The following is a 24487-nucleotide window of genomic DNA, read 5'->3' as shown; positions in this document are numbered from 1 at the left end:
CCAGGGGCCCGGCAACCAGCCTGACAAGGAGCCTTCGGTGTCCGCTTTAAAACCGTTCAGGGTGCTGGAGCTGTCGGAGGGTGTTGCCGGCGAATACTGCGGCAAGCTGCTCTCCGACTTCGGCGCCGACCTGATCAAGATCGAAGCGCCCGGCCGCGGCAGCCCGACACGCAGGCTCGGCCCGTTCGCAGCCGGCGGCGCTGACCCGGAGCGCAGCGGACTGTTCGCCTATCTCAACACCAACAAGCGTTCGATAGTGCTCGATCTGTCGACCGCCGCCGGCATCGAGACGCTGGCCGGCTTGCTCGGCGATGTCGACGTGGTCATCGACGATCATGCCCCCGGCTGGTTGCAGCGCATCGGGCTCGACCTTTGCCCCGGCCGGCTTCGGCAAACCTGGCCGCGGCTGGTGCTGTGCTCGATCACCCCGTTCGGACAGTCACCGCCCGAAGACCGGCTGCATGCCGAAGACCTGAACGTGTTTCACAGCAGCGGCTGGGGATACCACACGCCGAGCGGCGCGGACGAGCGCCTGCCACCGCTGAAAGGGCCAGGCCGCTTTCTGCCGAGCTACGAGGCCGGGCTGGAGGCCGCGATGTGCATCGTTGCCGCGCTGTACGAGCGCGAGGCTTCCGACCAGGGCCGGTTCATCGACATCTCCAAGCACCAGGTGCTGGCTTCGCGGCTCGACTATGTGCTCGGCCAGATGGTCGCCGGCGACATGGATGTCAGGGCCGACCGGACCGCGCTCGAGCTGTCCGGGCCCGCCGGCATTTTCCGCTGCCGGGACGGCTACGCCTACATCTGGTTGTCGGCGCCGGCGCACTGGCAGGCGCTGGGCCAACTGCTCGGCGAGCCCGCGTGGATGAAGGCGTTTCCGGAGCGCTGGCTGGAGCGCGACTGCACGGCCGAGCGTGTTACCGAATGCCGCCGGCACATCTCCGCATGGCTGGCGACACAACAAAAAGAAACGGTGTCCGCCGCGGCGCAGAAGCTCGGCCTGACACTGGTCGCGGTCAACGATGCACGCGATCTGCAGGCCTCACCGCAGTACCGGCATCGCGGCTTTTTTGCCAACGTGAAACATCCGGTGATCGGCACGGCCAGCTATCCGACGGTGCCGTACAAGCTCGGCGTGACGCCGGCGCGGATCGTCGCGCCGGCGCCGCTGCTCGGGCAGCACGATGACGATGTGCTTGTCCCTTCTCCCTCCGGGAGAAGGTGGCGCGTAGCGCCGGATGAGGGCGCTGCCGAAAGCAAGTTCTCCGATATCGGAAACGCCCTCACCCCTACCCCTCTCCCGGGAGGAGAGGGGAAAGCGCAAAGCCGCGGCGGGCCCTTGGCCGGCCTGCGTGTGGTCGAGCTGACCAAGGTCTGGGCCGGCCCCTATGCCGGCAAACTGCTCGCCTTCCTGGGCGCGGAAGTGATCCGCATCGAGAGCCTGGGCTCGCTCGACATCACCCGCACTTACGGCGTAGCCGACATCAACGAGGCGCCGGGCTTCCAGGCGGTGAATCCGCAGAAGCTCAGTGTCCAGATCGACGTCAAGATACCGGAAGGCGTGGCGCTGCTGCTCGACCTGCTGCGCAACTCCGACATCCTGATCGAAAACCTGCGGCCAGGAGCGGTCGAGCGTCTCGGCCTCGGCTTCGATGTGGTCAAGGCGGTGAATCCCGGCATCGTCTACGTCGCGATGGGCATGTGGGGCAACAACGGGCCGCTGAGCTATCAGAGCGGCTATGCGCCCTGCTTCGCCGCGCTCGGCGGCGTCAGCGCGCGGGTCGGATACGAGGGGGGCGCGCCGGCCGGCATGAACGTGCGCTATGCCGATTCGACTTTCGGCACCGCCGCGGCCTACGCCGCGCTGGTGGCGCTGATGCATCGCCGACGCGCCGGCATCGGTCAGTTCATCGATGTTTCCGCGGTGGAAACCATGAGCAGCATGATCGGCGACACGATCATGGATTTCGCGTTGAACGGCGCGGTGCCGGAATGCGACGGCAACCGGCATCCCGACATGGCGCCGCACGGCCTGTATGCCTGCCAGGCCGGAGAATGGATCAGCATCGCCGTCGCCTCGGACCGCGCCTGGAGCGCGCTCGCGCTCGCAATGGGCCGGCCGGAGCTGGCCGGCGACGCGCGGTTCAAGCATCACGCCGATCGCAAGGTTCATGAGACGGAGCTGGACCGGCTGGTCGGCGATTGGGCGGCGCCGCGCCATGCCGGCGAGCTGGCAGCGGAGCTGCAGCGACGCGGCGTCGCCGCGGCCAGGAGCCAGAATTCGGTCGACCTGGTGTCGGACCCCCAGCTATGGGCTGAGGGCGTCTTCAAGCAGGTCGGCGACCGCAGCGAACGAAGCCGGACCATCGTCGGCCCCTCATGGACGATGTCGCGCAGCGCGGCCATCACCGACGCGGCACCCCGGCTGGGCGAGCACAACGCCTACGTATTCGGCGAGATCCTGGGGCTGTCGGACGAGGCGCAGCGCAAGCTCGCCGAAGCGGGGATCACGCGCTAGCCGGCGCTTTGCGACACAAGACCTCGTCCCTCGCCCCGTCATTCCCGCGAAGGCGGGAATCCAGGGACGGAGAGCGCGGCGCTTGAAGCTCTGGATTCCCGCCTTCGCGGGAATGACGAGCGATGCGCGAAATGTACATGGCGCCGCGCAGAATGCGGGGATATGGCAGCAGGCCCGGGATAATATCCGGTCACAAACAGCCGACGATCAGATCGGTCTATCGCGCGGGGCCTTTCGACGCAAAACGCAAAGAGGCTCCGGGCCGGAGGATTGACGTGACCGAGACACTTTTTGTATTCGACGAGCGCAACTATCGGAATTGCCAGAACAGCTTTCGCGGTGCCAAAAACCAGGAGTATTACCTGGGCGATTACTCCATCGAGGCCGGCTCGGTCATCGATGTGCGCGCCGACAAGAAAGCCGTGGGCTCCTCCTCGATCATCCGGCTGCGCTCCAAGACCCGCCTTTTCTTCAGGCGCTCCTGGTCGCATATCAGGGAAGATGCGACCGACGTCACCGTGCTCTGGTTCGTCAAGCGCGGGCGCCTGTGCGTGTCTCACCAGACCGGCCACTGCGTTGCCAAGGCCGGCGACTTCGTCATCACCAAATCGGCAACCCCGTTCTCGATCGAATGCCAGACCGATGACGAGCGCCTCCACGAGGTCTTTCACGTGATCATTCCGGCCCATGCGCTGCGGCGCTTCATCCCCGAGGACGTGAGCACCGGCTTCATGGTCTCGGCACGCGGGCGCGAGTTCCTGATCGCCGAACATATCCTCACCGACATCTTCGAAGACGCCGGCGAGCTGGCCGAACACAGCGCCCAGTTGCTGGTCGACAGCGCGCTGTCTGTGCTCAGCGACGCGATCAAGCGCGACGCCGCCTGCCCTGCCCGGCAGACCATCTCCGATCAGCGCCTGCAGGATGTGTTGCGGTTCATCGACATCCATCTCTCCGATCCCGCGCTGAGCGTCGCGACGGTGGCCAAGGGATGCGGCATTTCGTCGCGCTACCTGTCGTTCCTGTTCAAGGTTTATGGCACTCCGTTCTCGACCCTGATCTGGGACAAGCGCCTGAAAATGGCGGGGCTGTGGCTGGCCTCGTCCAAGCCCGGCGATATCTCCGTCAGCAAGGTCGCATACAAGGTGGGGTTCAAAAGCGCCGCGCATTTCAGCCGGATGTTCAAGCGCACTTTCAACATGAGTCCGCGCGAATATCGTTCGAAGATGCCGGCGAAGTCCCCGCCCGCTTATCAAATGCCGGCCGGCAACGAAAGCTCGCTGCAGTAATAGACCGCGAAACCAAAGAGATCGACTCATGGACTCCAAGCAGGCCGGGCACTGTCCGGTGACAGGTCACGGCCAGACGCCGCTCGCGGACATGACGCTGAGCAATCCCAAGATCGGCGCGCAGCCCAATGCCTACTACCAGGCGATGCGCGTTGAGGACCCGGTGCACTACGACGAAAAGCTGGGCATGTGGCTGGTGTCGCGCTACGACGACATCGTGACCGTTCTGCGCGATCCGCTGACCTACTCCGACAAGCACGGCTACGCGGCGCAGTACGCCAGCGGCTTCTTCCAGGAGTTCAAGGCGATACTCGAGCGCGACGGCGGCGGCTTCTTTCCGGACGCGATCAAGGACGATCCGCCCGCGCACACGCGCGTGCGCCGCCTGCTCGACAAGGCGTTCACGGCGCATCGCGTGGCGACCCTGGAGCCGGGCATCACCGCGATCATCACCCGCCTGATCGAGCAGCTTGCGGACAAGGCGGCCAATGGCCAGGTGGTCGACGGCGTCAATGACTTCGCGATTCCGCTGACCATCTCGGTGATCTGCGAGCAGCTCGGCATCAGCCAGTTCAACTCGGGCAAGATCCAGCGCTGGTCGTCGGCCGTCACCGCGCAAATCGGGCGCATGCAGAACCGCGAGCAGATGCTCGACAACGCCGCGCAGATCTGCGATCTGCAGAACTTCATCATCGCCGAGATGAAGGCACGCGAGACCGAGCCGCGCGAGGACATGATCTCGGATCTGGTGCACGCCACCCTCGACGACGGCAGCAAGCTGACATTCGCCGAAGCCGTGTCGCTGATCCGCGCTCTGATCATCGCCGGCAACGACACCACCGCGACCGCCATCGGCAATCTGCTGTTCGTGCTGGCCACCCGGCCGGAAGTGGCCACGGCCCTGCAGGCATCGGTCGACGACGAGCGCCTGATGAATCGCTTCGTCGAAGAACTGCTGCGCATCGAGCCGCCGGTTCGCGGCCTGGCCAAGATGACCACCAGGGAAATCGAGCTCGGCGGCCGGCTGTTGCCGAAGGACGCGCACCTGCTGGTGCTGTATGCCTCGGGCAACGACGACGAAACCCAGTTCACCTGTCCGCGCAACTTCGATCTGAATCGCAGCAACATCGGCAAGCACGTCGCCTTCGGCGTCGGCGTGCACCGCTGTGTCGGCGCGTCGCTGTCGCGCATGGAAATCAAGGTGGCGGCGCGCGAAGTCGTCAGGCGCCTGGCCGACATCAAGCTGGCGGTTCCGGTCGAGCAGATCCGCTATCAGCCGACGGTGGCGGTGCGCTCGATCGAGCGGCTGCCGCTGACGTTCACTCGCCGCTAGAACACCGAACCCCCTCCCTCGCTCGCGGGGGAGGGTTGGGGGTGGGGGAATGAAAGCGCGGCGCGTCACTTTCAGTCTCGCACGCCCCCATCCCGGCCTTCCCCCGCAAGCGGGGGAAGGAGCACATCAAATCCAAGCTTATGGAGTTGCCCGTGGGTCAGGAACTAGCCGGTAAAGTGGCAATCGTCACCGGCGCGGCCGGTGGTATCGGCCGCGCGACGGTGGAGCTGTTCGTCGCCGAGGGCGCCAAGGTGGTCCTCGCCGATGTCGATGCCCGGCAGGGCGAAGAACTCGCGGCGCAATTCGGAGCGTCGGCCGCGTTCAAGCGCACCGACGTATCCGATGCCGACGAGGTCAAGGCGCTGGTCGCCTACGCGGTGTCGCATTTCGGCGGGCTGCACATCATGTTCAACAACGCCGGCATCTCCGGCGCCCAGTATCCGCGCTTTCTCGACGACGACCTGAAGGATTTCCAGCGCGTCATCGGCATCAACCTGTTCGGCGTAATGGCCGGCAGCCAGGCCGCCGCGCGCCATATGTCGAAGCACGGCGGCGGCGTGATCATCAACAACGCGTCCATCGCCGGCGTGCTGCCAGGCCAGGCGCTGATGACCTACCGTGCCAGCAAGGCCGCGGTGATCATGTTCAGCAAGTCCAGCGCGATCGACTTCGCCGAATACGGGATTCGCGTGAACTGCCTGGCGCCGGGCCATATCCGCACGCCGCTGACCTCGTTCGCACCTGCCGACGCCAGCCCGGAAGTCGCGGAGCGCGTGAAGCAGGCGGTGGGTGCTGCGTTCGACGTCAATCAACCGCTCAAGCGCACCGGGTATCCGATCGATGTCGCACAGGTCGTCCTGTTCCTGGCCAGCGACCGGGCGGCGCAGGTCACCGGCATCGTCATGCCGGTGGACGGCGGCATCACCGCGGGCGATCCGGTGAATCACCTGACGGAAATCCAGGCAGCGCGCGCCCGCGCCATCAAGCCATGACGAGCCACCGCCAGTAGCGGGGCGCTGTCAATTACCGGCGTCATTCCGGTTAAAGCGGGAATCCGGAGTCCAGGGAACTGCGCTCGGGAATGCACAGGGGAGAAAAAATAAAAATGAAATTCCGTAAGAAGCACGATCACCACGCTGCTGTACTGCCGTACTGGGCACTCACTGCCGCGCTGTTGGCGGGGCCTCTGTCGGCCCGGGCTCAGGAGGCCGCTGCCGTCGCCGACACTTCAGCGCCACCGACCGCTGCCGCCGTGCAGGACGATGACATCGAGGAAGTCACCGTGACCGCGAGGCGTCGCGAGGAGAGCCTGGAGAAAGTGCCCACGTCGATCATCGCGCTGAGTGCTTCGGCGCTCGAGGCGCAAGGCATCGTCTCGCAGTCGGACCTGCAGACCTCCGTGCCCGGCCTGACCGTGCGTCAGACCCAGGGCTCCAACTCGCTGACCTTCTCGATCCGCGGCCAGACAGTCGATGCCTTTACCGGCTCCAGGACCGCAGTCATCCCGTATTTCAACGAAGTGCAACTCAACAGCGGCGGCGCATCCACCTTCTTCGACCTGGAGTCGATCCAGGTGCTCAAAGGCCCGCAGGGCACCTTGTTCGGACGCAACACCACCGGCGGTGCGGTGCTGTACACCTCGGCCAAGCCCGACGAGGAGTCCGGCGGTTACGTCAAATATCGTGGCGGCAGCTACGACTTGAGCGAAGGTCAGGCCGCGGTCAACGTGCCGCTGTTGGACAAGACCCTGCTGATCCGCCTCGCCGGCGATCTGATCTATCAGGACGGCTTCCAGCACAACCTCTATGACGGCCGCGATCTGGGCGAGATCGACCGCCAGAGCGGGCGCCTGAGTGCACTGTGGCGCCCGATCGAAAAATTCGAAAATTCCCTGGTTTTCGAGGCCGATCGCGTCAAGGGCAACAGCACTGCAACCCGCTTGCGCACCGTCAACCGGATCGATCCCAACACCTTCCAGTGCGTCAATCCGAACGTGGCGAACTGCTCGTCCGATCTGCTCTACAGCCCTCTGGTGGACACCGTCTTCCAGTATCCGGGCTTGTGGGCTGCGTATACCGCCGTCCATCCGAACCTCAATCCGAATGGCATCGGCGCCTATCTGGACCAGGATTCGCCGCATATCGGCTTCTGGGATGCCAACGAAGTCGCTCCCGTATTCCACTACGAGACCGACTACTTGGTGTCGAATGCAAGCAGCTTCGAGCTGACCGACAAGATCAAGCTGAAGAACATCTTCGGCTATTCCAATTCCGACACGCGCGATCTCGGCAGTTCGGTCGGCGCGCCTTACGGGGTGTTCTACTCGGCGAATCTGGCCCGCAACGACTACGGCAACCATGTGCAGAACCGCAGCTATTCCGACGAGCTGCAGCTGCAAGGCCTGGCGATGGACGACGCGCTGACTTACATCGTCGGTGCCTACTACCAGAAGGAGGTATCGAAGACCTTGTTCCCGCAGGTCTACTTCGATTACTCGCCGGTTCTGCAGGGCACCAGCGTCGACAGTCATTTCCAGATCGAGGACGAGACGCCGGCGGTCTTCGCCCAGGGCAGCTACGCCCTCACGCCCAAACTCAGTTTCACGCTGGGAGCCCGCTACACCTGGGAGTCGGTCAGCATCAAGCAGCTGGCCCTGAGCTCCAACCTGCTCGACCCCTCCCAGCCGACGCATCAGAGCACCAGCGACAGCAATCCGAGCTGGACCGTGGGCCTTTCCTACCAGACCACCGAAGACCTGATGTTTTACCTGACCAGCCGCGGCAGCTGGCGCAGCGGCGGCTTCAACGGCACCGCACCGCCGACCGTGGCCGGCGTCGCCGGGCTCACCAATCGCTTCGACGCCGAAACCACCTACGACGTGGAAATCGGCGCCAAGTTTGCGGGCCGTATTCTGGATCGCCCGGTGCGCGCGAACGTCGCCGTCTTCAACCAGTGGATCGACGACGTGCAGCGCGCGGAGTTTCCGGACCCGCCGGGGCCGGCAAGTTCGATCGCTTATACCGTCAACGTTCCGCAGGCGCGAGTCTCCGGGCTGGAAATGGATCTCACGATCAAACCCCTGCCCCGGCTGGAAACCGGCCTGTCGGGCGCCTGGACCTATGCGCGCTTCATCGACGGAAAGAACACCGCTGAGGTCTTCGGCACCACCTATCGGTTCGGCCCCTACGCCGATTCACCGCGCGCATCGGGCTCGCTCTATGCCAGCCTGCTGCTGCCCACACCCGACCACTGGGGTGCGATGGATGTGCGCGCCGATCTGTATGGCCAGACCAGCCTGTATTTCTCGAACAACAACTCGACCATCACCCCCGACACGCAGCTCCCCGGCTATGGAATCGTCAACCTGCGTTACAGCTGGCAGCAGATGCTCGGCTCCAAGTTCTCGCTGGCGGCCTACGTGAAGAATCTGACCGACAAGGAATACTACGCCGGCGGTTTCGCACTGACCGCATCGCTGGGCGTGAACTCAACCGCGGTCGGCACGCCGCGCATGTTCGGTGCGGAACTGAATTACGCATTCTGATTTTTTATCTGGCAAACGGTGCGGCCAAGAATCTGCTCTCAAAGCGTAACGAGCGATGGCAGTTTGAGGGCAGATTCCACGGCATCACGGAGATTCGATTTATGCGCGGTATCAGAGTGGTCCTGATTCAAAACGATGGGGTGGCGAGGACAATCGACAACGCGGCGATCGGCGTGTCGCTGATGGAAGTCGGCAGAGCCGAAGGCGTCGACGGAATCCTCGGCGACTGCGGCGGTGGCTGCTCCTGCGCGACCTGCCACGTTTACGTCGACGCCGAATGGCAGCAGCGCGTAGGCCCGCCCGACGATGTCGAGATCGCAACCCTGGACATGGTGTCCCACCTGCAACAGAGCAATAGCCGCCTGTGCTGCCAGATCGTGCTGACGCCTGAGCTGGATGGCCTGAAAGTGACCGTGGCACCCGCCGAATGAAGGCAGCGCCAGCAAGCCGATGCCGGAGAAAAACAGATGAGCAGCAATGAAACATACGACGTGATCGTGGTCGGCTCCGGCGCGGCCGGAGCCATGGCGGCGCTACGCGCAAAAGAGCGCGGCCTGTCGGTGCTCATCGTCGAGAAAGCGCACAAGTACGGCGGCACTTCGGCCACGTCGGGCGGCGTGCTGTGGGTTCCCGATCACCAGCTCACGCTCAACGACGACAGCCGCGAAAAGACGCTCGAATATCTCGACAGCATCATGCCGGGCCCGATTCAGCGCGACCGCCTCGACGCCTATCTCGACAACGCGCCGGAGATGGCGCGTTTCATGAAATCGCTCGGCATCCCGGTCGGCGTCGCGGCCTGGCCGGACTACTACCCGCAGGCTGCCAGTGCACGCGCCGACCGCTCGCTGATCTGCGACACCTTCGACGGGCGCGAGCTGGGCGAGCACTTCCCGCTGATGCGCGAGCAATACAACCGCTTCAAGGTGTTCGGCCGCTACTCGATGGACGTGATGCAGTTCTTCTCGATCTCGACGCGGGCCAAGGGCTGGGTCATCACCTTCCTGAAAATGTTCTTCCGCTACTGGACCGATTTCAGCACGCGCAAGCTCACCATGCGCGACCGCCGCTTCACGATGGGCGCGGCGATGATGGGCTGGCTCTACAAACAGGTTTTCGATCGCAAGATCGAGGTCCGGCTGGACACGAAACTCGATGAGCTGATCGTCTCCGACCGCCAAGTGACCGGCGTCCGGCTGAGCCACTACGGCCGCCGCTACGAGATCAAGGCGAGTTGCGGCGTGGTGCTGTGCGCCGGCGGATTCGAATGGAACCAGGAGCTGCGCGACCGCTTCTTCCCGGTTCCAGGCCTTACGCGGCACAGCAGTTCGCCGGAAGACGCCAATCGCGGCGAAGCGCTGATCGCCGGCATGCAGATCGGCGCCGCCACCGAGCACACCGAGTCGGGCTGGTGGATCCCCACCATGCAAATGCCGATGCCCAAGGCTTCGAACTTCGAGGAGATCCATCAGGCGGCCTTCGACGTCGGCCGGCCGCACAGCGTGGCGGTGAATCGCAAGGGCCTGCGCTTCGTCGACGAAGCCTGCGGCTATGACGATTTCGGCAAGGCGATGGTGGCCGATCAACTCAAGACCGGCGCCAATACGCCGTGCTGGCTGGTGTTCGACGCGAGGTTCCGCGACAAGTTTTCGGCCGGCGGCATCATGCCGACGATCCTGATGCCGGATAGGAAAATTCCGCCGGACTGGTGGGATCGCTACCTGTTCAGGGCGGACACGCTCGAGGCGCTCGCGGCCAAGATCCTGGTGCCGGTCGACACCTTGAAGCAGACCGTTGCCAACATGAACCGATACGCCGGGACCGGCGTCGACCCGGAGTTCGGCCGCGGCAGCAACGCCTATGACCAGATGTTCGGCGACTGGAACGTCAAGCCCAATCCCTGCCTGGGGCCGATCGACAAGGCGCCCTATTACGCGGTGCCGATCAACCTCGGCGACCTCGGCACCAAGGGCGGACTCAAGGCCGATGCGAGTGCACGCGTGCTCGACGGCAGTGGACGGCCGATCCCGAATCTCTACGCCGCGGGCAATAACGCCGGCAGTCCGTTCGGCAACTGCTATCCCGGTGCCGGCGGCACGATAGGGCCGGCGCTGACCTTCGGCTACGTCGCCGCCAACCATATCGCGGCATGCAAGGTCGAGCAGCAGCAGGCCGGCGCGGGTGCCAGCCATGTCGATGCGGCGGCTTGAGAAGAATGAACTCGCTTAAACCTTTCTATCCCCTACCCAGGAACCTCTCCCTCCCCCGCATGCGGGGGAGGGCTGGGGTGGGGGCGAGCAGGCGCGGCGCTATCGTCTCGCCCCCATCCCAACCTTCCCCCGCATACGGGGGAAGGGGCGGGGCGGTTCCGGGGCTCAAGCCGGCAGCGCCAAGCTGCGGCGGTCTCTCCCGCAAGCGGGAGAGGGGACTCCGGGTTGAGTAGGTCGGCAATCCTTTGCCGACGTGTGCGCCCTGATTGCTTGAGCACGTCGGCAAAGGATTGCCGACCTACGAGCGCGTCTGCCCCTCACCGCTTCCTGAGCGACTTCTTCGCGTTCAAGTCGCGGATGCTGGCCTCCATCGCCTGCTGTATCGAAACGTAGAACTGCGACATCGCACGTAGCCGTGTAGCGGTCTCTCCCTTTGCGACGGTCGATGCGCTGTTGCGCAGCAAGGCTCCCAGCGCTCCGAGCAACACGCACTGCTTCACCATCGGCACGTCAAAATTGTCGGTAGGTCCGTAAAGCGCCCGCTTACTGCCGGGCTCGCCGTAGCGGCGCACGTGCCCGAACTCTTCCAGCGACCGCGCCGCATTCCAGGCGGCGACCTTGCTCACCTGCAGATCAGCCGCGATCTGGTTAACGCTGACCGGGCCCTGGTGCAGCAGCAGATAGCCGTAGACGCGGCCCGACATCACCGCCATGCCCCAGGGCGCCAGCAGTCCGGCCATGTCGTCGACGAAACGCAGCTCGTCTTCGGAGAGCTGGCTGGCCGGAATATTAACTATTTTCTTAATATTCATTAGATAATAATATCACGGAGATTCGATTCCGGGCCGCAGCAGCGTGGAGCACCGGCCCGATCACAAGCAATGAGGAGAAAGCCGATGAATTTTGCCGATCGCTATGGACCCTGGGCCGTGGTCGCCGGCGCCTCCGAAGGAACCGGGCGGGCGTTCGCTCGCCAGATCGCGGCACTGGGCCTGCCCTGTATTCTGATCGCGCGCCGCGAGGCGCCGCTGGCCGCATTGGCGGCCGAGATCAAGGCGGAAAGCGGCGTGGACTGCGTCGTCGCGAGCGTCGATCTGGCGGCGCCCGATGCCTTCGAGCGCATCGTCGCCGCCGTGGGGTCGCGGGAAGTCGGGCTGTTCGTCAGCAATGCCGGCGCCGATCCGCATGGCGACCACTTCCTCGATCGCGGCATCCAGGACTGGATCGACCTGGCACAGCGCAACACCATGGTCACGCTGCGCTGCTGCCACCATTTCGCAGAGCCGATGCGCACGCGCGGCAAGGGCGGCATTCTGCTGGTCAACTCGGGGGCCTGCTACGGCGGCGCGAGCTTCATGGCGACGTATGCGGCAAGCAAGGCGTTCACGCTGTGCTTCGCCGAAGGCCTGTGGGCCGAGTTGCATACGCAGGGCGTCGATGTGCTGACGCTGGTGCTGGGGCGCACCGACACACCGGCCTTCCGCAAGATGCTCGCCGACAAGGGGCAGCCGGTTCCGGACCAGGTCGCGTCCGCCGCGGAGGTCGCCGCAATGGGCCTGGAGCGGCTGCCGCACGGCCCGGTTCACAACTGGGGCGTAGCCGACGATGTCGCCGGCTTCGCGCCGAACTCGGCCGCTGCGCGTCGCGAGCGCATCCTGATGGTCGACCGGATCAGCAGCCAGATATTCGGAAGCCGGCCATGAGCGATGCAGAAACGCTGCGCTCGCTCGCCGACCGCCAGCAGATCACCGACCTGATCTACCGCTACTGTCGAGCGGTCGATCGGCTCGACGTCGCGCTCGGCCGCTCGATCTGGCACGAGGACGCGATCGCCGACTACGGTGCGGACGTCTATCAGGGCGACGGACGCGGCGTGATCGACCACATCTGCGCCCAGCACCGGCATACGCTGGTGCACTCGCACCAGATGTCGAACATCGTCATCGAGCTGGATGGCGATCGCGCGGGCAGCGAATCCTATGTGACCGCCTGGCTGCGCATGCGCCGCGGCGAGCAGCTCAAGCAGATCACCGTGCTGAGCCGCTACGTGGACCAATGGTCGCGACGCAATGGTCGCTGGGGCCTGGACAAGCGCATCGCAATCCGCGACTTCGACGAAATGCGCGATGTGACCGCGATGGTCGAACACGATACCGGCCGCCGCGACCGATCCGATCCGTCCTACACCGCGCTGAAAGCGACACCGCAGGACAGCCGATGAAAGCGGCCTATCTGCAGAACAGCCAGATCCACGTGGGCGAAGTGCCGGACCCGATCCCGGCCAAGGGCCAGGCGCTGGTACGCACCCACAGCTGCGGCCTGTGCGCGTCCGACGCACACTTCGTGCACCTGGGCGCCAAGGTGGTGGAAATCTCGCGGCAGTATGGCGGCCCCTACTCCAATCTCGACCTGAGCCAGATCATCGTTCCCGGCCACGAGTACGTCGGCGAGATCCTCGACTACGGCCCCGGCAGCCGGCGGCCCCTGAAAGTCGGCGCCAAGGTCACATCGCAACCGGTGATGCGCCATGCCGGCGGGCATTCGGTGATCGGCCAGAGCCACGACTGCCCTGGCGGCTTCGGCGAATACATGCTGCTCGACGAAAACACGCTGATGGAGGTTCCCTCCGATCTCGACGACGACCTCGCGGCGATGACCGAGCCCCTGGCGGTCGGCCTGGAACATGCGCGCTCGGGCGAGCCGACTCGCGACGACGTGCCGCTGGTGATCGGCTGCGGCGCGATCGGCCTGGGCGTGATCGCCGGGCTCAAGCTGATGGACATGGGCCCAATCATCGCGGCGGACTTCGATGAGAATCGCCGCAACATCGCGATCCGTATGGGCGCCGACGTGGTGATCGATCCACGCGAGCTGTCGCCCTATGGCCCGATACACGGGCTGGGTAACCGGCGCGCGACGCTGATCTATGAGTGCGTCGGCAAACCGGGCCTGCTCAACCAGATCATGAACTCGGTCGGCTTCGGCGCGCGCATCGTCATCGGCGGCTTCTGCCTGGAGCCCGAGCCGCTCTACGTGCCGTCCGGCCAGATGCGGCGGCTCAAGATCTTCTTCGCCGCCGGCGAGGAGCAGCAGGATCTCGACCTGGCGCTGCGCTCGATCGTCGACGGCAAAGTCGACATCAAAAGCTGGCTGGGCGGCCGCATCGGCCTGTCGGGCGTCGCTGCGGCACTGGACGCGATGAGCAGCGCCGCCGCACCGGTGCGCACCGTGGTCGATCCGCGGCGCATGTAGGACCACATCGTAGGTCGGCAATCCCTTGCCGACGTGAGGCCTCGGTTGCGCATCGAAGGTACACGTCGGCAAGGGATTGCCGACCTACGCGGCGCGTGCCTGCGGCGCGGCGGATGCGGCATCGAATGCGTTCAGCAGCGTCTTCAGGCGCCGTTCGTAGGCGGCTACGGCGGCGTCCTTCACCGGTCCGTAGCCACCGATCTCTCCCGCGGCATGCGCGATATCGATGCCGACGGAAAGATTGCCCGGGTGCAGCCGTTCGACGATGCCGCCGATCAGCGCGCGGTAATCCCCGATCAGGCGCCGCTCCAGCCGCCGCTCCGGGAAGTAGCCGAAGGGATCGAAGGGCGTACCGCGCAGGCCCTTGAGCCGCGCCAGTACCTTGAACGCCGGCATCATCCACGCACCGAAGCGGCGCTTCTTCGGACGGCCCGAGGAATCGCGGCCCGGCAGCATCGGCGGCGCCAGGTTGAAGCTGAGCTCGAAGTCGCCGGAGAACTGCTCGCGCAGCCGCTCGATGAATTTCGGGTCGGCATACAGGCGAGCGACTTCGTACTCGTCCTTGTAGGCCATCAGCCGCGCCAGGCTCAGCGCGACTTCGCGGACAAAGCGCTCGCCGTCGCGCAGCCGCAGCGCGGTCACGCGCTGGCGCACATCGTCGATGAAGCTGCGGTAACGCTGCGCATAGGCGGCGTCCTGGTAATCGGTGAGCAGACGCATGCGGCTCGCGAGCACGTCGTCGACGGTGGCCAAGGGCACGAGCTTCTTGTCGACGCCCAGTTCGCGCGCCAGCGCCTCGGGGTCGTGCGCGGCCAGGCGGCCGAGCGCGAAAGTGCGCAGGTTGCCTTCGATGAAGCTGCCGTTGAGCCGGATCGCCTGCTGCAGTGAGGCGATCGACACCGGCAGCAGGCCGCGCTGCGCCGCGTAGCCGAGCATCAGGATGTTGGTGCCGATGCTGTCGCCGGTCAGCTCGGTGGCGAGCCGGCTGCCGGCCAGCTCGAACAGCGGCCCGCCGTCCAGCGCATCGACGATCGCGGCGCGCATGCGGTCTTCGCCGAGGTCGAGGTTCTTGTTGGCCTGAAAGTCGCCGGTCGGCGCGACGTCGGTGTTGAGGATCGCCGCGGTGTGGCCCGGCTTCACCGACTTCAGCACCGGCGCACCGGAGCCGACGATCATGTCACAGGCCACCAGCACATCGGTCATCCCCTCGCCCAGGCGTGAAGTGTAGATGCCGCGCGGATCGGGCCCGATGCGGATATGGCTGGTGACCGAACCGCCCTTTTGCGCCATGCCGGTCAGATCGAGAATCGTGCAGCCACGGCCGTCGAGATGCGCGGCCATGCCGAGCAGCGCGCCGATGGTCAGCACGCCGGTGCCGCCGATGCCGGCGACCAGGATGTTGCAACCCCGTTCGTCGAGCACCGCGACGGCAGGCTCGGGCAGGCCCGCGATCAGCTGCTTGAGTCGCTCGGGATCGCCACTGGAACGCAGCGCGATCTTCGCGCCGGTGACGGTTACGAACGACGGGCAGAAACCCTTTACGCAGCTGTAGTCCTTGTTGCAGGTGGACTGATCGATCTTGCGCTTGCGGCCGAACTCGGTTTCCAGCGGCAGCACGCTGATGCAGTTGGACTGAACCGAGCAGTCGCCGCAGCCTTCGCAGACGGATGAGTTGATGAAGACGCGCTGGTCCGGGTCGGCCATCAGGCCGCGCTTGCGGCGGCGGCGCTTCTCGGCGGCGCAGGTCTGCTCGTAGACGATGGCGGATACGCCCTTCACCGTCTGCAGTTCGCGCTGGATCGGGTCGAGCTCGTCGCGGTGATGCACGCTGACATCGGGCGGCAGCTTGATATCGGCGTATTGCTCGGGATGGTCCGAGACCAGCCGCACCGGCCGCACGCCTTCGGACAGCAGCTGCTTGACCATGTCGATCGGCGAGATCTGCTGTTCGACCGGCTGGCCGCCGGTCATCGCGACCGCGTCGTTGTACAGCAGCTTGTAGGTCAGCGTCGCCTTGGCCGCGACCGCGGCGCGGATCGCCAGAATGCCGGAATGCGAATAAGTGCCGTCGCCCATGTTCTGGAACACGTGTGGCATGTCGACGAACTGGCTGACCGACACCCAGGGCGAGCCTTCATGACCCATCGGCACGAACTGCATGGTGTTGCGGTCCATCACCACCGCCGCGAGGCCGTGGCAGCCGATGCCGCCGAGAGCCTGCGCGCCGTCCGGAATCTTGGTGCTGGTGTTGTGCGGGCAGCCCGAGCAGAAGTAAGCCGGGCGGACGGTGCTGCTGCCCAGCGACACCGCGCGGGTTTCCAGCTTTTGCAGCGCAGCGTATTGGGTCTCGACGCGCTCGTCGCCGATGCCGATCTGCTCGAGCAGCGTGCGGATCGCGGTGCGCACCTGAGCCACACGCAGTTCGCCGGCCGCCGGCAGCAGCAGGGCGCCGTTGAGATCATGCTTGCCGGCGATCGCCGGGCGGCGCCGCGCTTCCAAGGCGTACAGATGGCGAGCCACCTGCTCTTCCATCACCGGCCGCTTTTCCTCGACCACCAGCACCGCGGTACTGCCTTGCGCGAATTCGACCAGACGCTGCCTGTCCATCGGCCAGATCAGGGCCGGCTTATACACCCGGATGCCGAGCCGCGAGCAGTTCTGCTCGTCCAGGCCGAGATCGGCGAGCGCCTGGCGCACGTCGAGATAGGCCTTGCCGGCGCTGACGATGGCCAGCGTGCGACGCTCGCCGCCGAAGACCACGCGGTCCAGTCCGTTGGCGCGAGCGAAGGCGGTGGCGGCCGGCAGACGCTGGTTGACCAGGCAGTCTTCCTCGACCAGCGGCGGCTGGTTCTGGCGCAGGTTCCGGCCCGCCGGCGGCAGCAGGATGTCGCTAGGCGTGATGTAGGAACGATGCGGATCGGGCAGCTCGATCGACGCGGTCAGATCCAGCGTATCGGTGATGCACTTGAGCGCGACGTAGCAGCCGCTGTAGCGCGACATCGCCCAACCAGCGAGTCCGAACTCGATGATCTCGGCGATGGTCGCCGGATACAGCACCGGCAACATCGCGGCAATCAGGGTGTGCTCGGACTGGTGCGCACTGTCCGAGGACTTGCCGCCGTGGTCATCGCCGGCAATGGCAAGAAAGCCGCCGGTGGCCGACGCGCCTTCGAGATTTCCGAGCTTCAGCGATTCGCAGGCACGGTCGACACCGATGCCCTTGCCGTACCAGAGCCCGAACACACCGTCGAACTGAGACTTGCCGAACCACTTGAGCTGCTGCGTACCGCGGATCGCGCTGACCGCCAGTTCCTCGTTGAGCCCCGGCACGAAGCGGATATCGTTGGCGTCGATCAGCTTCTGCGCGCCCCACAGCGCGGAGTCGTAGACACCGAGCGGCGAGCCGCGATACCCGGAGATGTAGCCGGCGGTCTTCAGGCCGGCGGCGCGGTCGCGACGCGACTGGTCGAGCGGCAGGCGCACCAGCGCCTGGTTCGAAGAGAGAAAGACGCGGCCGCCGGTCTGCAGGTACTTGTCGTCGAGGGTGGTTACGGACTTCGTCATCGGGGGCTGGATGCTTCTCGGGTAAAACAGCTGGCAAAGCAGATAAAAACCATGTCATTCCCGCGAAGGCGGGAATCCAGTGACGAGCAGCGCCGCCCTTGAAGGCTGGATTCCCGTCTTCGCGGGAATGACGTTACTCGGGGAGCTATCTCGCCACCGGCGGCAGCCTGTCCATACGAAAATCGCAGTGCTCCGCGGTCTGCTGGATCTCGATCAGATTGCCTTCGGGATCACGGCCGTAAATCGACTTGACGTGGCCGACGTCGATCGGGCCCGGCTGGCTGAACGTCATGCCGAGTCCGCGCAGGCGCTCGACCTCAAACTCGATGTCGGTCGCGTCGACGCAGAAGTGCGTGTACCCACGATCGAAAGGCTGCAAGGGGCCGGGCGCGACCGGCTTGGGCTCGCGGTACTGGAAGATTTCCATGTAGCAGCTGCCGGCGCGCAGCATGCCGCCGCGCGCGGCCGACCGGGGCACATCGACGATCTTGTCGATGAACGCATCGTTCTCCCAACTGAAGGGCTCGCCGACGAGCTCGAAACCGAAGGCCTCCTTGTAGAACTTCAACATCCGGTCCATATCGCGAACGTGGACGGCTAGGTGATGGATGCCTTTGATCATCTGGATCTTCCTCCTCGGCATGCACGAAGCATTGCCTGACAGACGGCGAGTCTAGCGAGCGGCTGGCGGCGCAAAGAGCGGCTGGCCCCGGCAGGCAAGTTGGCGTGCGCGCGAGGTCATCTGGCCAGGGAATGCCGGTCGCATAATCCATCGACCGGCAACAGCCCCATTTGGAGGGCTGGGAGGCAGAACGCATGAACAAGATCATCATCAGCGGCGCCAGAATCTGGGACGCCAGCGGCGCGGCCGCCTTCGATGGCGACGTGCTGATCATCGGCAACCGCATCAGCGCGGTATCGCGCTCCCCAGGGCAGCTCTCGCGCAGCGGCTGCCAGGTGATCGAGGCCAAGGGCATGACCCTGATGCCCGGCCTCACCGAGGGCCACGCACACCTGTCGTTCGAGGCCGTGACCTCGACCGAGGACCTGATCACGCCGCCGCCCGAAGAACACACGCTGTTGACTGCACGCGTAGCCAAGGTCCTTCTGGATCATGGTTTCACCAGCGCCTGGGGCGCCTCGGAGGCCAAGCTGCGGCTCGGTGTGGCGGTGCGCAACGAAGTCGATGCCGGCCGCCTGCCCGGCCCGCGCATCCGCGCCGGCTCGCTGGAGATCACCGTCACCGGCGGCATGGGCGACGAGAGCAAGCTGCACAACCCGCGCAAGGGCCCCTCAATCATCGTCGACGGACCCGAAGAGATGCGCAAGGCCGTGCGCCTGTGCTGCCGCGAGGGCTGCGACAACATCAAGCTCGATGTCTCCGGCGACCCGTTCTATCCGAACACGCCGGCCAACACCACGCCGATGTCCTACGAGGAAATCCTGATGGCGGTGGACACCGCGCATGCCTACGGACGCAAGGTCAATGCGCATACGCGCTCGATCGGCGGCACCCAGGCCTGCCTGAAAGCAGGCGTCGACGTGCTGTTCCACTGCGAATATTCCGACGAAAAAACCCTGGACATGTTCGAGGAAGCCAAGGACCGCGTGTTCGTCGTGCCGACGGTCAGCCTGTTCCACACCATCGTCAAGAACGAGGCGGCAGGCTACGGCCTGAGCGCTGAAATCGGCGGCTACATGGGCATCCCGGGCCTGCTCGAAGCCTCGGTCGCAACGCACACCGCGCTGCGCAAGCGCGGCATCCGCCACGTCATCGGGGGCGACTACGGCTTCGCCTGGAGCCGCCAGGGCAGCAATGCCCGCGACCTGCAGTTCTTCGTCGACTACTACGGCTACACGCCGGCCGGCGCGCTGCGCTGCGGCACCGCCAACGGCGGCGCGCTGATGACCAGCGCCAACGGCGAGCGCATGGGCGAGGTCAAGGAAGGCGACCTCGCCGACCTGCTGCTGGTGGACGGCGATCCGCTGGCGAATCTGTCGCTGCTGTGCGACGCCAGCCGCCTGAAACTGATCATGAAGGACGGCGCCGTCTACAAGAACGAAACCGGCGTCGTGCAGCACCGTGCTGCTGCCTGAAATCCATCTGGAGCAAGCCTTTTGAACACGCGAACCCTCATTCCCGGCATCAAGAACGCGTCCTCGGAACCAGCCAAGGGCGAGCAGCGCTGCCCCGGCGCACCGAGCACCCAGGACATCGTCGCTTCCGACAAGGTCCGCGCGCCCGGCTGGGTACGTTCGGAGTCCTACCAGTTTCTCGGCGACCAGGACATCTCGAAGGATCGCTACATCGATCCGGCGTTCGCGCGGCTGGAGATGGATACGCTGTGGAAGAAGACCTGGCAGTTCGCCTGCCGTGAAGAGCACATCCCGGAGGTCGGCGACTACCACGTCTACGACATCGGACGTTTCTCCTTCATCGTCACGCGCGTTGCGCCGACCGAAATTCGCGCCTACTACAACGCCTGCCTGCATCGCGGCACCAAGCTGCGTGCCTCCGGCACCGAGGGCAACACCGATGAGTTCAAGTGCAGCTTCCACGGCTGGAGCTGGAAGCTCGACGGCTCGCACCAGGAGACCGTATGCCACTGGGACTTCCCGCACGTCGACCCCAAGGACTTCTCGCTGCCGCAGGCCAGGGTCGAGCGCCTCGGCGGCTTCGTGTTCATCAACATGGACTTGAGCGCGCCGACGCTCGCCGAGTATCTCGGCCCTGAAATCAAGGCACATTTCGACGCCTGGAAGCTCGAGAACCGCTACATCTACCTGCACGTCGCCAAGCGGCTGCCGTGCAACTGGAAGCTCGCGATCGAGGCCTTCATGGAGGCCTACCACGTCATCGAAACGCATCCTCAGGTCGCGGTCAGCAACGGCGACGCCAACTCGCAGTACGACGTCTACGGCGAGCATGTGAACCGCTTCATCTCGCCGCTGGGCGTGCTCAGCCCGCACCTCTACGGCAAGCACACCGAAGAGGACATCCTCAAGCAATTCACGCTGGGCGACAGCGGTGCCCTCGGCGGTGGCGAACGCTCACTGGGTAAAAACGGCAGCGCACGCCAGGTGATGGCCGACATGTTCCGCGGCATGTTCGAGAAGGCGACCAATACCGACCTCAGCGGCGTGTCGGATTCCGAACTGCTCGACTGCTATTCGTACACGGTGTTCCCGAACACTTTCCTGTTCCCGGGCATCTCGCTGCCAATGGTCTACCGCTTCCGTCCGGACCCTAGCGATCATCGGAAGTGCCTTTACGAGGTGCTGTTCATGCGCCCGGTGCCGGTCGATGGCAGCCGCCCGATGCCGGCCGAACCGATCCGCCTGCGCGACGACCAGTCGTTCTGCGAAGCTGCGGGCATGGACGCCGGCTTCGGCGCGATTCTCGACCAGGACACGGACAATCTCGTGCTCCAGCAGGAAGGCCTGGAGGCCAGCGCCAAGCCCGGGATCACATTGGGCAACTACCAGGAAATCCGCGTGCGGCACTTCGAGCTCGCCATCGAAAAGTACGTGAAGCCGAAAGCTTGAATCCACACAAGCTGGCATTCACGCGCGTGCTGCCGGCTTCCGAGCTGCCGCCCAATGCCAAGAAGCCGCTGAGCATCGAAGGCAAGGCGATCCTGCTGTGCAACGTCAACGGCCAGCTGCATGCGATCTCCAACGTCTGCTCGCACAACGACAAACCGCTGGAGCGCGGACGCCTCGGCAATGGCTGGATCGCCTGCCCGACCCACGGTGCGCGCTTCGATCTTGCAACCGGCAATGCGCTGTGTCTGCCCGCGACCAAACCGATCGCGACCTACGAAGTACGCGTCGTCGAAGACTGGATCGAAGTCCTCGTTTAGCGGGTAACTTGGGGGTAGGTTGGGGTGAGCGCAGCGAACCCCAACGATCACCGCCAGATCAGGGCCAGCGCCGCGCCGATGTTGGGGTTCGCTGCGCTCACCCCAACCTACACGGCTCGTTTCAACCCGCAAGTTGCCGTGAACCGAAACCAGATTTGCCCCGGTCGGCCAGCGCTGCCCGATTCCGCATTTCGGGCCTGTGGCCGGCGTATGGTTCTGCCTGCATCGAACTCTCGTCAGAAGAGACGCATGCCGATAACAGAACCATATGAGGAGACGCATGTTCAAAGGAATGACGCTGGGATTCACCGTGGCCGTCGTCGTCACATCGACTTTCGCAGCGGCACAGGAGCCAACGCCGGAAGCGCCGCAGGCAGACCCGGCATCGCCGGCATCGGCTCCGAACGAAATTGAGGAAGTCATCGTCTCCGCGCGCAAGCGCCAGGAATCGATACTCAAGGTGCCGGTGGTCGAATCGGCGCTGACCGAACAGCAACTCGACCAGTTCGCAACCGCGGATCTGAACGCGATCTCGGACCAGATACCGGGTCTGCTGATCGGCGCCGCCACTGCATCGTTCGGCGCACAGATTTCGCTGCGCGGCGTCGGCACCAGCACGCTCAACTCCACGATCGACCAGTCGGTGTCGCTGAACATCGACGGCATGCAGATGACTCAAGGCCTGGCCTACAAGGCCGGCATGTTCGACATGGCCCAGGTCGAAGTGCTCAAGGGACCGCAGGCTCTGTTCTACGGCAAGAGCAGCCCTGGCGGCGTGATCGCGATCCACACCGCCGATCCGGGCAGCGAATTCGAGCTGGTCACGCGCGGCGGCTATGAGTTCGAATCCGCCGAGAGAAAAGGCGAGCTGATCGTGTCGGGCCCGGTGAACGACACGCTGGGGCTACGGCTGGCCACCGCGGTGTCGTCGTCCGACGGCTTCTTCCGCAACGAGGCGAGCACGCCGCCCGGTTACGGCGGCGTGGACCCGAAGTACCGCGATTTCGCGCCCGACAAGGAGTGGCAGACGCGAGGCACCGCGGTGTGGAAGCCGAGCGCCGAGTTCAATGCGCGGCTCAAGGCCAACTTCGCGCACACCCGCATCGACGGCGACGGCGGTGGCCTGCAATACAAATCCTGCCCGGACGGAACCGATCCGATACCGGCACTGGGGAACATCCCGTTCCTGGCCGGCGAAGACTGCCATTTCGACCGCAGGCTCCGCCTGGTCGACATGGATCTGAGCGCATTCCCGGGCCTGAGAAACGGCGGCGTGCCGTTCAGCAATATCAACCAGGGTTTCGGCACCGTCGAGTTGAACTACGAGCTGCCCTCGCACCTGCAGCTGAGTTCGGTCTCCGGCTACTACTCGACCAGGCAGGGCGTCGAAATCAACGGCAGCCTCGCCGCATCGGCCGGCCCGACGCTGGTGACCGACACCGATTTCAGCCGTCACGATTTCACCCAGGAACTGCGCCTGGCTTCGGACTTCGTCAGCCCGGTGAACTTCACACTGGGCGCGTTCTACCAGGACGGCTTCATGAAGAACACCAACAACCTGCGCGGCAACACCGCGCTCGGCCTGCCGTCGCTACTGCAGCAGGGTTATCACGACATCGATATCACTTCTTACTCGGGCTTCGGCCAGGCGCGCTGGAGCGCGACCCGGCAGCTGGAACTCGCCGCCGGCGCGCGCTGGACCCAGGAGGAGCGGACGCATACGCAGATCAACACGATCAGCGGAACGCCGGTGGAAACCACGCTCGCCGATCCCAAGATCAAATCCGACAACATCTCGCCGGAAGTCACCGTCACTTACACGCCCACCGATAATCTGACCGTGTTCGGCTCCTACAAGCAGGCCTACAAATCCGGCTCGTTCGACACCGTGACGATAGCGGCCGAGAACGGCGAGGCCGCGTTCGGCGACGAGAAAGTCGAAGGCTTCGAAGCCGGCATCAAGTCGCGCTTCCTCGATCGCCGGCTCAGTTTCAACGTCGCCGGCTACCGCTATCGCTATCGCGACATGCAGGTCGGCGCCAACGAGGTCACGCCCGATGGCCTGGTCATCGATCGCACGCTCAACGCGGCCTCGTCGACGATCTACGGTGTCGATCTCGATCTGGCCTACCGGCCCGAAATACTGCGCGGCCTGACGGCACGCGGCGGCCTGAACTGGAACCACGCGCGCTACGACCAGTTCGACGACGCGCTGTGCTGGGGCGGGCAGACCGCGGCCGAGGGATGCAACCGTATTCCCGATGCGACGCAGACCGATCCGAATACCGGCGAGCCGCTGTTCACCGCTCAGGATCTGTCGGGCCACCGGCTGGTGCGCGCGCCGGCCGTGTCGGCGACGTTCGGCTTCGACTACCAGGCCCAGGTTGGTCACGACATGACGGCGGGAATCGCGTCGAGCACGCTGTATTCGTCGAAGTATCTGACCAATCTGACCGACCGCAGCGACATGGTTCAGGACAGCTACTTCAAGACCAACCTGAGCCTGTCGCTGAGCGGCCACGACGACCGCTGGGAGCTGGCGCTGATCGGCAACAATCTGAACAACGCGATCACCACCGGCAACTGCGTCAATGCGCCGCTGGCCAGCGGCATCGCCTTCGGCGGCGAGATCACCGGTGGCACGTCCAGCGGCCCGGCCGGTGTCGATGAGCTGGCCTGCAATGCGGAGCCGGGCCGCGAGCTCTGGGTTCGCCTGACGCTGCGGCCGGTCGGGCTGTTTTGATCACCACCCGGTAGGTCGGCAATCCTTTGCCGACGTGTATACCCTGATCACTTGAGCACGTCGGCAAAGGATTGCCGACCTACGGGAACAAACCCGTACCATGCGCCAAATGTTGATCGGCTGGCACTAGATGACGGGATCGCGTCTTCGCGGAAAGCATACGATTGCTGA

Annotated in this window: 17 protein-coding genes; 14 read left to right on the top strand and 3 right to left on the bottom strand. The window is 65.0% G+C overall.

Annotated elements, in window-relative coordinates:
* Nucleotides 1-37: 37 nt before the first annotated feature.
* The 7 genes from JWQ90_RS23740 (at nt 38) to JWQ90_RS23710 (ending at nt 10894) form a co-directional block, all read left to right on the top strand.
* On the top strand, nt 38-2518 hold the full coding sequence (locus JWQ90_RS23740; RefSeq protein WP_299697485.1) for a CoA transferase: 2481 nt from the start codon (nt 38-40) through the stop codon (nt 2516-2518).
* Nucleotides 2519-2793: 275 nt separating this feature from the next.
* Nucleotides 2794-3807: an AraC family transcriptional regulator gene (locus tag JWQ90_RS23735; RefSeq protein ID WP_299697484.1), complete on the top strand. Its 1014-nt coding sequence runs from the start codon at nt 2794-2796 to the stop codon at nt 3805-3807.
* A 28-nt stretch (nt 3808-3835) separates the two neighbouring features.
* Nucleotides 3836-5140 (top strand): cytochrome P450, encoded by a 1305-nt coding sequence (locus tag JWQ90_RS23730; RefSeq protein ID WP_299697483.1) that lies wholly within the window; start codon nt 3836-3838, stop codon nt 5138-5140.
* A 152-nt stretch (nt 5141-5292) separates the two neighbouring features.
* A complete protein-coding gene (locus JWQ90_RS23725) occupies nt 5293-6132 on the top strand; it encodes an SDR family NAD(P)-dependent oxidoreductase (protein ID WP_299697482.1) in 840 nt (279 codons plus the stop codon).
* A gap of 113 nt (nt 6133-6245) precedes the next feature.
* Nucleotides 6246-8684: a TonB-dependent receptor gene (locus JWQ90_RS23720; protein ID WP_299697481.1), complete on the top strand. Its 2439-nt coding sequence runs from the start codon at nt 6246-6248 to the stop codon at nt 8682-8684.
* A gap of 101 nt (nt 8685-8785) precedes the next feature.
* Nucleotides 8786-9115 carry a 2Fe-2S iron-sulfur cluster-binding protein gene (locus JWQ90_RS23715; protein ID WP_299697480.1) on the top strand — a complete coding sequence of 110 codons (330 nt, stop codon included), beginning with the start codon at nt 8786-8788 and terminating at the stop codon, nt 9113-9115.
* A 36-nt stretch (nt 9116-9151) separates the two neighbouring features.
* Nucleotides 9152-10894 (top strand): FAD-dependent oxidoreductase, encoded by a 1743-nt coding sequence (locus tag JWQ90_RS23710; RefSeq protein ID WP_299697479.1) that lies wholly within the window; start codon nt 9152-9154, stop codon nt 10892-10894.
* A gap of 317 nt (nt 10895-11211) precedes the next feature.
* Here JWQ90_RS23710 and JWQ90_RS23705 read toward each other — a convergent pair whose 3' ends face one another.
* Nucleotides 11212-11706 (bottom strand): HTH domain-containing protein, encoded by a 495-nt coding sequence (locus JWQ90_RS23705; protein WP_299697478.1) that lies wholly within the window; start codon nt 11704-11706, stop codon nt 11212-11214.
* Nucleotides 11707-11790: 84 nt separating this feature from the next.
* Between JWQ90_RS23705 and JWQ90_RS23700 the strand changes: the two genes are divergently transcribed.
* The 3 genes from JWQ90_RS23700 to JWQ90_RS23690 are packed head-to-tail and all read left to right on the top strand — an operon-like array spanning nt 11791 to nt 14146.
* On the top strand, nt 11791-12597 hold the full coding sequence (locus JWQ90_RS23700) for an SDR family NAD(P)-dependent oxidoreductase (RefSeq protein ID WP_299697477.1): 807 nt from the start codon (nt 11791-11793) through the stop codon (nt 12595-12597).
* A complete protein-coding gene (locus tag JWQ90_RS23695) occupies nt 12594-13115 on the top strand; it encodes a nuclear transport factor 2 family protein (RefSeq protein WP_299697476.1) in 522 nt (173 codons plus the stop codon). The genes JWQ90_RS23700 and JWQ90_RS23695 overlap by 4 nt, the downstream gene beginning before the upstream one ends.
* Complete coding sequence (locus JWQ90_RS23690; protein WP_299697475.1) at nt 13112-14146, top strand: zinc-binding dehydrogenase; 1035 nt, start codon at nt 13112-13114, stop codon at nt 14144-14146. The genes JWQ90_RS23695 and JWQ90_RS23690 overlap by 4 nt, the downstream gene beginning before the upstream one ends.
* 84 nt (nt 14147-14230) lie before the next feature.
* Here the strand turns inward: JWQ90_RS23690 and JWQ90_RS23685 are convergent, their stop codons facing one another.
* Nucleotides 14231-17710, bottom strand: coding sequence for an indolepyruvate ferredoxin oxidoreductase family protein (locus JWQ90_RS23685; RefSeq protein WP_299697474.1), 3480 nt, complete (start codon nt 17708-17710; stop codon nt 14231-14233).
* A 145-nt stretch (nt 17711-17855) separates the two neighbouring features.
* Entirely contained in the window at nt 17856-18332 is a 477-nt protein-coding gene (locus JWQ90_RS23680; RefSeq protein WP_299697473.1) for a VOC family protein, read from the bottom strand.
* A 194-nt stretch (nt 18333-18526) separates the two neighbouring features.
* Between JWQ90_RS23680 and JWQ90_RS23675 the strand changes: the two genes are divergently transcribed.
* The 4 genes from JWQ90_RS23675 (at nt 18527) to JWQ90_RS23660 (ending at nt 24316) form a co-directional block, all read left to right on the top strand.
* Nucleotides 18527-19807, top strand: coding sequence for an amidohydrolase family protein (locus JWQ90_RS23675; protein WP_299697472.1), 1281 nt, complete (start codon nt 18527-18529; stop codon nt 19805-19807).
* 21 nt (nt 19808-19828) lie between these two features.
* Nucleotides 19829-21256 (top strand): aromatic ring-hydroxylating dioxygenase subunit alpha, encoded by a 1428-nt coding sequence (locus JWQ90_RS23670; RefSeq protein WP_299697471.1) that lies wholly within the window; start codon nt 19829-19831, stop codon nt 21254-21256.
* Nucleotides 21253-21573 carry a non-heme iron oxygenase ferredoxin subunit gene (locus JWQ90_RS23665; protein WP_299697470.1) on the top strand — a complete coding sequence of 107 codons (321 nt, stop codon included), beginning with the start codon at nt 21253-21255 and terminating at the stop codon, nt 21571-21573. Before JWQ90_RS23670 ends, JWQ90_RS23665 begins: the two co-directional genes overlap by 4 nt.
* A gap of 280 nt (nt 21574-21853) precedes the next feature.
* Nucleotides 21854-24316, top strand: a complete 2463-nt coding sequence (locus tag JWQ90_RS23660) for a TonB-dependent receptor (RefSeq protein ID WP_299697469.1) — start codon at nt 21854-21856, stop codon at nt 24314-24316.
* Nucleotides 24317-24487: the final 171 nt, after the last annotated feature.

The sequence above is a fragment of the Hydrocarboniphaga sp. genome, from assembly GCF_028291725.1.
Lineage (GTDB): Bacteria > Pseudomonadota > Gammaproteobacteria > Nevskiales > Nevskiaceae > Hydrocarboniphaga.
The sequence above is the reverse complement of the archived record's forward strand: the minus strand, read 5'-3'. Positions and strand labels throughout refer to the sequence as shown.